The organism is Pseudomonas sp. G(2018), from assembly GCF_005502415.1.
Classification (GTDB): domain Bacteria; phylum Pseudomonadota; class Gammaproteobacteria; order Pseudomonadales; family Pseudomonadaceae; genus Aquipseudomonas.
The window spans coordinates 1-13,326 of sequence record NZ_SCOO01000032.1 but is presented as its reverse complement, the minus strand read 5'-3'; the positions used below and the strand labels follow the sequence as shown (position 1 = coordinate 13,326).

Below are 13,326 nucleotides of genomic sequence, written 5' to 3'. Positions count from 1 at the left end.
GCGCCATGCCTTACGGCAGCGGCAATCAATACCTTCTCGCTGGCCGAGGAATGTTCAAACTAAGGATGAGCTATGGTTCAAGTTCGCAAACTGGTGTTAGCAATAGCGGCCGCCTCGGCGCTGTCCTCCGGTATGGCGCATGCCCTCGGACTCGGGGAATTGACCCTGAAGTCGGCGCTGAACCAGCCGCTGGTGGCGGAAATCGAGTTGCTCGACGTCAAGGAGCTTACCGCTGCCGAAGTGGTGCCGAGCCTGGCGTCACCTGAAGATTTCGCCAAGGCCGGTGTCGATCGCCAGGCGTTTCTCAACGACCTGACCTTCACCCCGGTGTTGAACGCCAGCGGCAAAAGCATCCTGCGTGTGACCTCCAGCCAGCCTCTTTCCGAACCGATGGTGAAATTCCTGGTTCAGGTGATGTGGCCCAACGGTCGTCTGCTGCGCGATTACAGCGTGCTGCTCGATCCGTCCAAATTTTCGCCGCAAACCGCTGAGGCAGCTGCGCAGCCTGCACCGACTCAAGGCACAACGCCGGTCACCGGTGCGACCCAGCCATCCCAATACACCACTTCGGCGCGCGATACCCTGTGGGAAATCGCTGCGAAGGCCCGTAACGGCGGGTCGATTCAACAAACCATGCTGGCCATTCAGGCGCTGAACCCGGATGCCTTTATCGACGGCAACATCAACCGCCTGAAAATCGGGCAGGTGCTGCGTCTGCCGGATCAGGCGCAAAGCACCAGCCTGCCGCAGTCCAAGGCCATCGCTGAAGTGGCTGCGCAGAACACTGCCTGGCGTCAGGGGCGTCGTTATGTGGCGAAGCCGGGGACCGGACAGCAACAACTCGATGCCACTAATCGCGGCCGCGGTGAAGCGGTGTCGACGCAAGTCGGGCGGGATAATCTGAGCCTGGTTTCTGCTGAGTCCGGAAAAGCCCGCGGCAAAGGTGCCGCCGGCGATGCCAAGGTCTTGAGCAACAAACTGGCGGTCACCCAGGAAAGCCTCGATACGACCCGTCGTGACAACGAGGAGCTGAAAAGCCGTATCTCTGATCTGCAAAGTCAGATGGACAAGCTTCAACGCCTGATCGAACTGAAGAACAATCAACTGGCCAAGCTGCAGGCCGAAGGTGCCGCGGGTGCGCCGGACGCAGCTCCTGCCGCGACCGCTCCGGCGATCACCGCTGAGCTGGCGGCCAGCACTGGGGCAGCGCCTGCTGAACCTGTGCCTGCAGCATCGACTCCGGCCGAGCAGCCCGCCGAGGCTACATCGCCAGCCTCCGACGCGCAGAAATTCAACGAATTGCTGACCAATCCATGGCTGTTGGGTCTGGCCGGTGGCGGGGCAGTGGTGGTGTTGCTGTTGCTGCTGTTGCTGGCCCGTCGCCGCAAAGCCCAGCAGGAAGCCGAGAAACATCTGCGCATGGCCCGCGCCTTGGCCGAAGAGCAGCCGTTTTCCGCCGATCTCGATCTGCCGGAAAGCAGCTTCGAAGGTCTGGAAGTTCCACCGCCGAGCGTGAAGCGCGCTACCGTGCCGCCGCCTGCGCCTGCGCCTGCGCCTGCGCCTGCGCCAGCTCCGGCGCCGGTGATTGCTCCGGTCGTGGTGACGCCGCCGATCGCCGCACCGCTGGTGGCGCCGGCCGCCGAGCGTTCCGACGATGTGTTGGGCCAGGCTCAGTCGCATATCGCCGCCGGACGTCTGAATCAGGCTGCCGCGTTGCTGGAAGAGGGCGTCAAGCAAGCGCCGCAGCGCAGTGATTTGCGCCTGAAGCTGATGGAGGTCTACGGCTTGCAGGGCGACCGCGACGCATTCGTGGTTCAGGAGCGTCAACTGGTGGCCAATGGCGACAATTTCGCCCAGGTCGAAAAACTGAAAAGCCGTTTCCCGGCCATGGCGCTGGTCGCCGCCGGTGGAATTGCTTCCGCCGCCGCGGTTGCCGAACTGGACGCGCAATACGTCAAGGACCTGCTGCTGGACGAGCCGCAAGCTCCCGCGGAGGTGCCAAGCGATGACGATTTCGACAGTGCTTTCGATCTGAGCCTGGATGATCTGGACAGCATTACGCCGGCAGCCGTTGCGCCGGCAGCGCAACCGGAGCCCGAGCCGCAAGCCCCGGCTTCAATCCAGACCGATGACGATTTCGACAGTGCTTTCGATCTGAGCCTGGATGATCTGGACAGCATTACGCCGGCAGCCGTTGCGCCGGCAGCGCAACCGGAGCCCGAGCCGCAAGCCCTGGCCTCAATCCAGACCGATGACGATTTCGACAGTGCTTTCGATCTGAGCTTGGATGATCTGGACAACATTACGCCAGTCGCCGTTGTACCAGCGCCGCAGCCTGAACCTGAACCTGAGGTTGCTGCAACCCTGGACGAGCTGGAAGACTTCCCGCTGGACGACGACCTGAGTTTCGAGTCGGTGCTGCAGCAGGCTGAAATCAAGGAAAACCTCGACGACCTGTCGGCCTTCGATCTGGACATGGATCTCGGTGGCGAGCCTTCGCCGGCAACCCTGGCCGAAGACGAATTCCTGCTGAGCCTGGACGACGACGTCAAGGACCTGCCTGTCGCCGAGGCGCCGACAGCTCCGCAAGTAGCGCTGGACGATCTGGAGCTGCCGGCCGATTTCGATCTGTCCCTGGCTGACGAGATGGATATTCCAGAAGCGAAGGATGCATTCGCCGCCGAGCTGGATGACGTCAATGCTGAGCTGGATCGCTTGTCCCAGAGCCTCAGCGAGCCAACCTTCACTGTGGACGACGCCCTGGCGACCGTGGACGACGAGCCGGAGTTCGATTTCCTGTCCGGCACCGACGAAGTCGCCACCAAGCTCGATCTGGCTCAGGCCTACATCGACATGGGTGACAACGACGGCGCCCGGGACATCCTCAATGAGGTGGTGACCGAAGGCGACGATGGCCAGAAGAGCGAAGCCAAGGAGATGCTTGCGCGCCTGGCTTGAGTGTTCGACTCGTTATAAGCAAAGCGGCAGCCCGGTGGGCTGCCGTTTTTGTTTCTGTCGTTGGTGAGGCAGTGTTTGTGAAGGCCTCATCGCGGGCAAGCCCGCTTCCACAGGGTTTGTGAACAGCGCGAATAACTGTGGGAGCGGGCTTGCCCGCGATGAGGCCCTTACATTCAATCACTCTAACCACTGTTGTACTGGCATCCCCATCCGACAGCCTTATAATGCCCGCCATTGCGTACATCAGCAGGCTGTTCCCCTTGGCAAACATAGATAACCCGGCCGCCGAAATGGCGGCCGACGGCTTTTTCCGGATCGCGTTGGGCGTTGAATACAAGGGCTCGCGTTATCGCGGCTGGCAGCGTCAGGCCTCCGGTGTACTCACCGTGCAGGAAACCCTCGAAAACGCCCTGTCCAAAGTCGCCGACTCTCCCGTGTCGCTGCTTTGCGCCGGGCGCACGGATGCTGGCGTGCATGCCTGTGGTCAGGTGGTGCATTTCGATACCCAGGTCGAACGGTCGATGAAAGCCTGGGTCATGGGCGCCAACATCAACTTGCCGCACGACGTCAGTGTCAGCTGGGCCAAGGTCATGCCGGCGCATTTTCATGCGCGGTTCAAGGCCATCGCCCGGCGCTACCGCTATGTGATCTACAACGATCAGATCCGTCCTGCGCACCTCAACGAAGAAATCACCTGGAACCACCGTCCGCTGGACGTCGAGCGTATGGCCGAGGCGGCTCAATACCTGGTGGGAACCCATGACTTCAGCGCCTTTCGCGCCGGTCAGTGCCAGGCCAAGTCGCCGATCAAGCAATTGCATCACCTGCGCGTCACGCGCCACGGCAAGATGATCGTGCTGGATATCCGCGCCAATGCCTTCCTGCACCACATGGTGCGCAACATTGCCGGTGTACTCATGACCATCGGCGCTGGCGAGCGTCCGGTGGAGTGGATGAAGGAAGTGCTGGAGAGCCGGATCCGCCGTACCGGTGGGGTGACGGCGCATCCGTTCGGGTTGTATCTGGTGCAGGTCGAGTACCGTGACGAGTTCGAATTGCCCGAGCGATACATCGGGCCGCACTTCCTTACCGGTTTCTCCGAACTTGACGGCTGACGCCCTCGAACGCTTTTGTTACCATCCGGGACTTTCTCGGATTTGCCGTGGGGTTTTCTCGACATGTCAGCCGTTCGCAGCAAGATTTGCGGGATTACCCGCATAGAAGATGCGTTGGCAGCGGTCGAAGCCGGGGCCGATGCCATCGGATTCGTGTTTTATGCCAAGAGCCCGCGGGCGGTGACGTTCCAGCAGGCGCGCGCAATCATCAAGGCGTTGCCGCCGTTCGTCACCACCGTGGGTTTGTTCGTCAATGCCAGCCGTTGCGAGTTGGGGGAAATCCTCGACGCCGTGCCGCTGGACCTTTTGCAGTTCCATGGTGATGAAAGCGCTGAAGACTGCGAAGGCTGGCATCGTCCGTACATCAAGGCATTGCGGGTCAAGGCCGGTGATGACATCGCAGCAGCCTGTGCTGCGTATCCAGGTGCCAGCGGTATCTTGCTCGACGCCTATGTCGAAGGCATTCCCGGTGGAACCGGCGAAGCGTTCGACTGGTCATTGATACCGCAGGGCTTGAGCAAGCCGATCATCCTGGCGGGCGGCCTGACCCCGGATAACGTCGCCGAAGCGGTGGCGCGGGTTCGGCCTTATGCCGTGGATGTCAGTGGCGGGGTAGAGGCGAGCAAGGGCATCAAGGATCACGCAAAGATCAAGGCGTTCATCAAAGCGGCACGCGGATGATGTGACGGCTGGCACACTGCCGCCGTCCACTGCACTGTACAAAAACGGCTGAGGATTGATGGGTCGTACGCAGGTCACGCTTCACTGACCCGGCCATCCATCAAACATCGCCGCACACATGAATTTAGCTCAAGGGCATACGCGGGGCTGCGAACCAGAGCGTTCGGGCCGCCGGTACTGGAGAAAGAAAGCATGAGCAACTGGTTGGTAGACAAACTGATCCCTTCGATCATGCGTTCCGAGGTCAAGAAGAGCTCGGTGCCTGAAGGTCTTTGGCACAAATGCCCGTCTTGCGAGGCTGTGTTGTATCGTCCGGAGCTGGAAAAGACCCTGGACGTTTGCCCCAAGTGCAATCACCACATGCGTATCGGCGCGCGCGCCCGTATCGACATTTTCCTTGACGCCGAAGGTCGTGCCGAGCTGGGTGCGGACCTGGAGCCGGTCGACCGTCTCAAGTTCCGTGACGGCAAGAAGTACAAGGATCGCCTGACCGCAGCGCAAAAGCAGACCGGCGAAAAAGACGCCCTGATTTCCATGAGCGGCACGCTGTTGGGCATGCCAGTAGTGGTTTCGGCGTTCGAATTCAACTTCATGGGCGGTTCGATGGGCGCCATCGTCGGCGAGCGCTTCGTACGCGCCGCCAACTATGCCTTGGAAAAACGCTGCCCAATGATCTGCTTCTCCGCCTCCGGTGGTGCGCGGATGCAGGAAGCGCTGATCTCCCTGATGCAAATGGCCAAGACATCAGCGGTACTGGCGCGTCTGCGTGAGGAAGGCATTCCGTTCATCTCCGTGCTGACCGATCCGGTCTACGGCGGTGTTTCCGCCAGTCTGGCGATGCTGGGCGACGTGATCGTCGGCGAGCCGAAAGCCCTGATCGGCTTTGCCGGTCCGCGCGTCATCGAACAGACCGTGCGCGAAAAACTGCCGGAAGGCTTCCAGCGCAGTGAATTCCTGCTGGAACACGGTGCGATCGACATGATCATTCACCGTCAGGAACTGCGTCCGCGCCTGGGTAACCTGCTGGCGCAAATGATGGGTCTGCCGACGCCGAAGTTCGTTGCCGCGCCAATTGAACCGATCGTCGTTCCACCGGTGCCTGCCAACATATGACCGAACGTACCCTTGGCGAGTGGCTCGCCTACCTTGAGCAGTTGCACCCTTCGGCCATCGACATGGGCCTTGAGCGCTCGCAACAGGTAGCGTCCCGCATGGGACTGGGCAAGCCGGCGCCTCGGGTGATCACGGTCACCGGCACCAACGGCAAGGGTTCGACCTGTGCCTTCGTAGCGTCTTTGCTGCGAGCCCAGGGCCTGAATGTCGGTGTCTACAATTCCCCGCACCTGCTGCGTTACAACGAGCGGGTGCAGGTCAACGGCGTCGAGGCCACTGACGCCGAGCTGTGCCAGGCCTTCGCTGCGGTGGAGGCGGGGCGTGGCGATACGTCCCTGACTTATTTCGAGATGGGCACCCTGGCGGCCTTCTGGCTGTTTCAACAGTCCGGGCTCGATGCCGTGGTGCTGGAAGTCGGTCTGGGCGGTCGTCTGGACACAGTCAACGTGGTAGACGCCGACATGGCGCTGGTCACCAGCATTGGCGTCGACCATGCGGATTATCTGGGTGATACCCGTGAGTCCGTGGCCTTCGAGAAGGCCGGCATCTTCCGTCAGGGCGCGCCTGCGCTCTGTGGCGACCTGAATCCTCCGCAACCCCTGCTGGATAAGGCGCGCGAGCTCAACTGCCCGTTTTTCCTGCGTGGGCGCGATTTCGATCTCGGGATCACCGACCATAACTGGCAATGGCGCGGCCTTGACGCTCAGGGCCGCGTGGTCGAGTTGCACGATTTGCCCTTGCTTGATCTGCCGATGGAAAACGCCGCGCTGGCGTTGCAGGCCTATCTGCTGCTCGGATTGCCCTGGTTGGATGCGCAAATCATCGAAGCGCTGCAAGCCACTCGCGTGGTCGGTCGTCTCGATCGCCGGCAATTCGACTGGCAGGGCAAGCGTCTGAATCTGCTGCTGGATGTGGGGCATAACCCACATGCGGCTGAATATCTGGCCCGGCGTCTGGCCAGTCGTCCACCTGTCGGCAAGCGCCTGGCGGTGTTCGGTTTGCTGGCGGACAAGGATCTAGATGGTGTAATTGACGAGTTGAGTGCTAGTGTCGAGCACTGGGCCGTCGCACCGCTGGATTCGCCACGGGCACGGCCGGTAGTCGAGTTGCACGGGGCGCTGCACAAGCGCGGTGCTTCGGTAACGTCATATGACAGCGTGGCCGCCGCCCTGGAAGGGCAGTGTGCGCTGGCGACGAGCGACGACGAAATTCTGTTGTTCGGATCATTTTATTGTGTCGCCGAGGCCCTGGATTGGCTGGCCCGGCGCTCCACGGAGGAAGCGGCAAATGGCATTGCTGGATAAAGCCTACAAACAGCGCATGGTTGGCGCCCTGGTCCTGGTGGCATTGGCCGTGATTTTCCTGCCGATGCTGTTCTCCCGTCAGGATGAGCAGCGCCAGGTAACGGTCGAGGCCCCGGCTGCGCCGCAAGCGCCAGCGATGCCGCAAGTGCAGGTTGAGCCGGTAGTGGTGCCAGAACCCCAAGCCTTGCCACAGGAACCGGTACCGAGCGACGACGATATCGCTCAGGACGTGCCTGCAGCGCCGGCTGCACCGGTCGCACCGGTCGCACCGGCTGTGTCCGCTGTACCGGCACCGGCACCAGCTGCCAAGCCGGTCACACCGCCTGGTCCGGCACCGATCCCGGCGCTGGCTGCCAAGCCCGCGACGGCTCCTGCCCAGCCCATTACGGCGGCTCCGGGCAAGCCGGACACCACGCAAAGTCGCGTCGACGCCAATGGGTTGTCGGTCAGCTGGTCGGTGCAGCTGGCCAGCCTGTCCAACCGTGAAAGTGCGGAAAAGCTGCAGAAAACCCTGCGCAGCCAGGGTTACAATGCTTATATCCGTTCTGCCGACGGCAAGAACCGGGTGTTTGTCGGACCGCTGATCGAGCGCGCCGAGGCCGATCGCCTGCGTGACTTGTTGAACCGTCAGCAGAACCTCAAGGGATTTGTGGTGCGCTTTCAACCAGAACGCGGCTAAATCTATCGACCCGATTTGAAATGCACTGACAATCGCAGCTTACCGATAAGCATGGGCTCTGCTAAAATGCGCCGCCTTATCCGTCTGTAGGCTGCACTGTGCCATTTACCTGGGTTGACTGGGCGATCGTTGCAATCGTCGCCATCTCCGCATTGATCAGTCTGAGCCGCGGCTTCGTCAAAGAAGCACTGTCGCTGGTGACCTGGATCATCGCAGGAGTCGTTGCCTGGATGTTTGGTGGCTCATTGTCCGAGTACCTCGCCGGATATATCCAAACACCATCAGCCCGTGTGATCACGGGTTGCGCAATAATGTTTGTCGCCACGTTAATCGTAGGCGCAATGATCAATTATCTTATCGGCGAATTGGTACGCGTCACCGGGCTGTCCGGGACCGATCGATTCCTCGGCATGGCCTTCGGCGCCGCGCGTGGCGGGCTGCTGGTGGTCGTGGCGGTCGGGCTGTTGAGCCTGGGGCCGGTACAGCAGGACGAGTGGTGGCAACAGTCCCAGCTCGTGCCAAAATTTCTATTGGTCGCAGACTGGTCCAAAAACCTGATTCTCGGGTGGAGCAGTCAGTGGCTTGCCAGCGGAATCAGCGTACCCGCTGATATACCGTTCAAGGAGCACCTCTTGCCGACGGCCAAAACGCCTCAGTGAGTTGTGTTCAGTTCAGATCCATTAAGTAGGGGTTGCGTCGCATGTGTGGCATCGTCGGTATCGTCGGTAAGTCGAACGTCAATCAGGCGCTGTATGACGCGCTAACCGTCCTCCAGCACCGCGGCCAGGACGCTGCCGGTATCGTGACCAGCCATGATGGCCGGTTATTCCTGCGCAAGGACAATGGCCTGGTGCGTGACGTGTTCCAGCAGCGTCACATGCAGCGCCTGGTCGGCCATATGGGTATCGGCCATGTGCGCTACCCGACCGCGGGCAGCTCGACGTCGGCCGAAGCTCAGCCGTTTTACGTCAACTCGCCTTACGGCATCACCCTGGCGCACAACGGCAACCTGACCAACGTTGAACAACTGGCCAAGGAGATTTACGAATCCGACCTGCGCCATGTCAACACCAGCTCCGATTCGGAAGTGCTGCTTAACGTGTTCGCGCACGAACTGGCCCAGCGCGGCAAGTTGCAGCCGACCGAAGAGGACGTCTTCGCCGCAGTCACCGACGTGCACAACCGTTGCGTGGGCGGTTATGCGGTCGTGGCGATGGTGACCGGCTACGGCATCGTCGGTTTCCGCGATCCGCACGGCATCCGTCCGATCGTGTTCGGCCAGCGTCACACCGACGAAGGCGTCGAATACATGATCGCCTCCGAAAGCGTGTCCCTGGACGTGCTCGGTTTCACCCTGATTCGCGACCTGGCACCGGGCGAAGCGGTCTACATCACTGAAGATGGCAAGCTGCACACCCGTCAGTGCGCGACCAACCCGTCCCTGACCCCGTGCATCTTCGAACACGTCTACCTGGCACGTCCGGATTCGATCATCGACGGCGTGTCGGTGTACAAGGCCCGTCTGCGCATGGGTGAGAAACTTGCCGAGAAGATCCTGCGCGAGCGTCCTGATCACGATATCGACGTGGTCATCCCGATCCCGGACACCAGCCGCACCGCGGCCCTGGAGCTGGCAAACCACCTGGGCGTGAAATTCCGCGAAGGCTTCGTGAAGAACCGCTACATCGGCCGGACCTTCATCATGCCGGGCCAGGCGGCACGGAAAAAATCCGTACGCCAGAAGCTCAACGCGATCGAGCTGGAATTCCGCGGCAAGAACGTGATGCTGGTGGACGATTCCATCGTGCGCGGCACCACCTGCAAGCAGATCATCCAGATGGCACGCGAGGCGGGCGCCAAGAACGTTTACTTCTGCTCCGCCGCACCGGCCGTGCGCTTCCCGAACGTCTACGGCATCGACATGCCGAGCGCCCACGAACTGATCGCCCACAACCGTTCGACCCAGGACGTGGCGGACCTGATCGGTGCCGACTGGCTGATCTATCAGGACCTGCCTGACTTGATCGAAGCGGTCGGTGGCGGCAAGATCAAGATCGAGAAGTTCGATTGCGCAGTGTTCGACGGCCAGTACGTGACCGGCGACGTTGACGAGGCTTACCTGAACAAGATCGAGCAGGCACGTAACGATGCCTCCAAGGTCAAAACGCAGGCAGTCAGCGCGATCATCGATCTGTACAACAACTGAGTTTCTACCGGCCCTGAGGGGCCGGTTTTGTATCTGGCTTTTAATTTTCGGGAATAAGGAAAGGAGTGACAGCATGAGTCAGGATTGGGATGCCGGTCGGTTGGACAGCGACCTCGAAGGCGTAGCGTTCGATACCCTGGCCGTACGTGCCGGTCAGCACCGTACGCCGGAAGGCGAACACGGTGATCCGATGTTCTTCACTTCCAGCTATGTGTTCCGCACCGCCGCCGACGCGGCCGCGCGCTTTGCCGGGGAAGTGCCGGGCAACGTCTACTCGCGCTATACCAACCCGACCGTGCGCGCCTTCGAAGAGCGCATTGCCGCCCTGGAAAGCGCCGAGCAAGCTGTTGCCACTGCCACCGGCATGGCCGCGATCATGGCGGTGGTGATGAGCCTGTGCAGCGCCGGCGACCACGTCCTGGTGTCGCGCAGCGTGTTCGGTTCGACCATCAGTCTGTTCGAGAAATACTTCAAGCGTTTTGGCGTCGAAGTCGATTACGTGCCCTTGGCGGACTTGTCCGGTTGGGACGCGGCGATCAAGCCCAACACCAAATTGTTGTTCGTCGAATCGCCATCCAATCCGTTGGCCGAACTGGTGGACATCGCCGAGTTGGCGAAAATCGCTCACGCCAAGGGCGCGATGCTGGTAGTCGATAACTGCTTCTGCACCCCGGCCTTGCAGCAGCCGCTGAAACTGGGCGCGGACATCGTTGTGCACTCGGCGACCAAGTTCATCGACGGCCAGGGCCGTTGCATGGGCGGTGTCGTGGCCGGTCGCAGCGAGCAAATGAAAGAAGTGGTGGGTTTCCTGCGTACCGCCGGGCCGACCCTGAGCCCGTTCAACGCCTGGATCTTCCTCAAGGGCCTGGAAACCCTGAATCTGCGGATGAAGGCGCATTGCGCCAACGCCCAGGAGTTGGCCGAGTGGCTGGAGCAGCAGGACGGTATCGAGAAAGTCCATTACGCCGGCCTCAAGAGCCATCCGCAGCACGAATTGGCTCAGCGTCAGCAAAAAGGTTTCGGCGCGGTGGTGAGTTTCGAAGTCAAGGGCGGCAAAGAGGGCGCCTGGCGCTTTATCGATGCAACCCGACTGATTTCGATCACCGCCAACCTGGGTGACAGCAAAACCACCATCACGCACCCGAGCACCACCTCCCACGGCCGTCTCGCGCCGCAAGAGCGTGAAGCTGCGGGCATTCGTGACAGCCTGATCCGCATCGCGGTCGGCCTGGAAGACGTGGCGGACCTGCAAGCCGACCTGGTGCGCGGTTTGGCTGCCCTGTGATCGAGTTGTCCACGCCAACGGGCTCCAATGGCCGTGTAGCGCTGGTCACCGGCGCTGCGCGGGGCATCGGTCTGGGCATTGCGGCCTGGTTGATCAGCGAAGGCTGGCAAGTGGTGCTGACGGATCTGGATCGGGTGCGCGGATCGAAAGTGGCGAAGGTGCTTGGTGAGAACGCCTGGTTCATCGCCATGGACGTCTCTAATGAGGCGCAGGTCGCATTGGGGGTTGCCGAGGTATTGGGGCAGTTCGGTCGTCTGGATGCGCTGGTGTGCAACGCCGCGGTTGCCGACCCGCACAACATCACCCTGGAAAGTCTCGATCTGGCTTACTGGAATCGGGTATTGGCGGTCAATCTCAGTGGGCCGATGCTGTTGGCCAAACACTGTGCGCCGTATCTGCGAGCCCATAGCGGGGCGATCGTCAATCTGGCCTCGACCCGTGCCGGGCAGTCGGAGCCCGATACCGAGGCGTATGCGGCGAGCAAGGGCGGCCTGTTGGCCCTGACTCACGCGTTGGCCATCAGTCTGGGGCCGGAGATTCGCGTCAATGCGGTCAGCCCCGGCTGGATCGATGCGCGGGACCCTTCGGTGCGCCGTGCCGAGCCACTGACCGATGCCGATCATGCGCAGCATCCGGCGGGCAGGGTAGGGACGGTTGAGGACGTGGCGGCGATGGTGGCCTGGCTGCTGTCGAAGAACGCCGGTTTCGTCACGGGGCAGGAATTCGTGGTGGACGGTGGCATGACCAAGAAGATGATTTACAGCGAGTAACTCAGGCATTGATGTCGAATGTGCCGCCGTCTTCGCGAGCAGGCTCGCTCCCACATTAGAAATGCGATCCGTTGTGGGCGAGCCTGCTCGCGTAAGCGGTCGACGCAGTACCGATTGAAAGAATTTTGTCTTTTTCAGAAAAACTTCAATCCTGCTATTGACTTAGGTTCGCTACCTGCGTAAATTTCGCGGCCTCGGAGATGCAAACGGGTGATTAGCTCAGCTGGGAGAGCGTCTGCCTTACAAGCAGAATGTCGGCGGTTCGATCCCGTCATCACCCACCACTCCCGAGAGTCTTGCGAAAGCAAGATGGAAGCTGAAAAGCCTCCACCGACGCGCAGCGGTAGTTCAGTCGGTTAGAATACCGGCCTGTCACGCCGGGGGTCGCGGGTTCGAGTCCCGTCCGCTGCGCCATATTTTACGAATCGGAATTTATTCGGTTCGCGGTTGAAAAGCACCGAAGCTTTCAATCAAACGAGTTACCTGGACGCAAGTCCACAGCGATACGCAGCGGTAGTTCAGTCGGTTAGAATACCGGCCTGTCACGCCGGGGGTCGCGGGTTCGAGTCCCGTCCGCTGCGCCATATCTGCCTCAAGGCCCACTGAACGCCTTGGCGCTACGAAGAAAGCCAACATTGGCTACTTCGAGTCGATAGCAAAAACCCTGGTCGAAAGACCGGGGTTTTTTGTGTCTGAAATTTGGCTTTTCTCTTCTTTTACGCTTATTTATATGAGTGATGTGGCGATGCTCGTGGGAGCATTTCGACGTCGGCGCGTGCTATGCGTTCAAGGTGGACAAGCGCTACTGGAGTTCGGCGGGCGCGTCGGATGACAGCGAATCTACCTGCTGACGGCGACGGTCGAATTCTGAGCGAAATCCTGTGGGAGCGAGCCTGCTCGCGAAGAGGGCGTGTCAGTCGCCATTTGTATCGTCTGACACTCCGCTTTCGTCGGAGCGCCACCCGGAGCCGGCTCGCTCCCACGAGGGTTTGCTCTACAGGTTCAGCCTTGCAGATACACCGCATGGGTATGGGTGTACTCATACAACCCATGCTTGCCATCCGCGCCACCGATGCCGGATTTGCGCACGCCGGCATGGAAGCCTTGCATGGCCTCGAAGTTCTCGCGGTTGACGTAGGTTTCGCCAAAATCCAGTTCGCGCATGGCGTGCAGGGTTTTACTCAGGTCGCGGGTGTAGATCGATGAGGTCAGGCC

Annotated in this window: 11 protein-coding genes and 3 tRNA genes; 13 read left to right on the top strand and 1 reads right to left on the bottom strand. The window is 61.0% G+C overall.

What is annotated here, in order from left to right:
• Positions 1–72: 72 nt before the first annotated feature.
• The 13 genes from FFS64_RS24305 to FFS64_RS24245 all read left to right on the top strand — a co-directional run bounded on the left by FFS64_RS24305 (position 73) and on the right by FFS64_RS24245 (position 12,695).
• The gene (locus tag FFS64_RS24305; protein ID WP_137807448.1) at positions 73–2,958 is read left to right on the top strand and encodes a FimV/HubP family polar landmark protein; all 2,886 of its coding nucleotides are present in this window, start codon (positions 73–75) and stop codon (positions 2,956–2,958) included.
• Positions 2,959–3,248: 290 nt separating this feature from the next.
• Positions 3,249–4,073, top strand: a complete 825-nt coding sequence (truA, locus tag FFS64_RS24300) for a tRNA pseudouridine(38-40) synthase TruA (RefSeq protein ID WP_095193691.1) — start codon at positions 3,249–3,251, stop codon at positions 4,071–4,073.
• 63 nt (positions 4,074–4,136) lie between these two features.
• Entirely contained in the window at positions 4,137–4,754 is a 618-nt protein-coding gene (locus tag FFS64_RS24295) for a phosphoribosylanthranilate isomerase (RefSeq protein ID WP_137807447.1), read from the top strand.
• A gap of 192 nt (positions 4,755–4,946) precedes the next feature.
• Complete coding sequence (accD, locus tag FFS64_RS24290) at positions 4,947–5,867, top strand: acetyl-CoA carboxylase, carboxyltransferase subunit beta (protein WP_137807446.1); 921 nt, start codon at positions 4,947–4,949, stop codon at positions 5,865–5,867.
• Positions 5,864–7,171, top strand: a complete 1,308-nt coding sequence (gene folC, locus FFS64_RS24285) for a bifunctional tetrahydrofolate synthase/dihydrofolate synthase (RefSeq protein ID WP_137807445.1) — start codon at positions 5,864–5,866, stop codon at positions 7,169–7,171. The genes accD and folC overlap by 4 nt, the downstream gene beginning before the upstream one ends.
• Positions 7,155–7,850 (top strand): SPOR domain-containing protein, encoded by a 696-nt coding sequence (locus tag FFS64_RS24280; protein ID WP_137807444.1) that lies wholly within the window; start codon positions 7,155–7,157, stop codon positions 7,848–7,850. Before folC ends, FFS64_RS24280 begins: the two co-directional genes overlap by 17 nt.
• A 98-nt stretch (positions 7,851–7,948) precedes the next feature.
• Complete coding sequence (locus FFS64_RS24275; RefSeq protein ID WP_095193312.1) at positions 7,949–8,509, top strand: CvpA family protein; 561 nt, start codon at positions 7,949–7,951, stop codon at positions 8,507–8,509.
• Positions 8,510–8,550: 41 nt separating this feature from the next.
• Positions 8,551–10,056 (top strand): amidophosphoribosyltransferase, encoded by a 1,506-nt coding sequence (gene purF, locus FFS64_RS24270; RefSeq protein WP_095193313.1) that lies wholly within the window; start codon positions 8,551–8,553, stop codon positions 10,054–10,056.
• A gap of 73 nt (positions 10,057–10,129) precedes the next feature.
• Positions 10,130–11,341 (top strand): O-succinylhomoserine sulfhydrylase, encoded by a 1,212-nt coding sequence (locus FFS64_RS24265; protein ID WP_137807443.1) that lies wholly within the window; start codon positions 10,130–10,132, stop codon positions 11,339–11,341.
• Positions 11,338–12,111 carry an SDR family oxidoreductase gene (locus tag FFS64_RS24260; RefSeq protein WP_095193315.1) on the top strand — a complete coding sequence of 258 codons (774 nt, stop codon included), beginning with the start codon at positions 11,338–11,340 and terminating at the stop codon, positions 12,109–12,111. The genes FFS64_RS24265 and FFS64_RS24260 overlap by 4 nt, the downstream gene beginning before the upstream one ends.
• A gap of 208 nt (positions 12,112–12,319) precedes the next feature.
• Positions 12,320–12,395, top strand: a tRNA-Val gene (locus FFS64_RS24255).
• 53 nt (positions 12,396–12,448) lie between these two features.
• A tRNA-Asp gene (locus FFS64_RS24250) sits at positions 12,449–12,525 on the top strand.
• A gap of 93 nt (positions 12,526–12,618) precedes the next feature.
• Positions 12,619–12,695 (top strand) — tRNA-Asp (locus tag FFS64_RS24245).
• Positions 12,696–13,113: 418 nt separating this feature from the next.
• Here the strand turns inward: FFS64_RS24245 and FFS64_RS24240 are convergent.
• Positions 13,114–13,326: aldehyde dehydrogenase family protein (locus tag FFS64_RS24240; protein WP_137807442.1), on the bottom strand; the 213-nt coding region annotated here is incomplete at its 5' end.

Excerpts from the sequence above, each read along its gene's own strand:
- FFS64_RS24305 (WP_137807448.1), top strand. The coding sequence starts at position 73 with ATGGTTCAAGTTCGCAAACTGGTGTTAGCAATAGCGGCCGCCTCGGCG.
- truA (WP_095193691.1), top strand. The coding sequence starts at position 3,249 with ATGGCGGCCGACGGCTTTTTCCGGATCGCGTTGGGCGTTGAATACAAG.
- FFS64_RS24295 (WP_137807447.1), top strand. The coding sequence starts at position 4,137 with ATGTCAGCCGTTCGCAGCAAGATTTGCGGGATTACCCGCATAGAAGAT.
- accD (WP_137807446.1), top strand. The coding sequence starts at position 4,947 with ATGAGCAACTGGTTGGTAGACAAACTGATCCCTTCGATCATGCGTTCC.
- folC (WP_137807445.1), top strand. The coding sequence starts at position 5,864 with ATGACCGAACGTACCCTTGGCGAGTGGCTCGCCTACCTTGAGCAGTTG.
- FFS64_RS24280 (WP_137807444.1), top strand. The coding sequence starts at position 7,155 with ATGGCATTGCTGGATAAAGCCTACAAACAGCGCATGGTTGGCGCCCTG.
- purF (WP_095193313.1), top strand. The coding sequence starts at position 8,551 with ATGTGTGGCATCGTCGGTATCGTCGGTAAGTCGAACGTCAATCAGGCG.
- FFS64_RS24265 (WP_137807443.1), top strand. The coding sequence starts at position 10,130 with ATGAGTCAGGATTGGGATGCCGGTCGGTTGGACAGCGACCTCGAAGGC.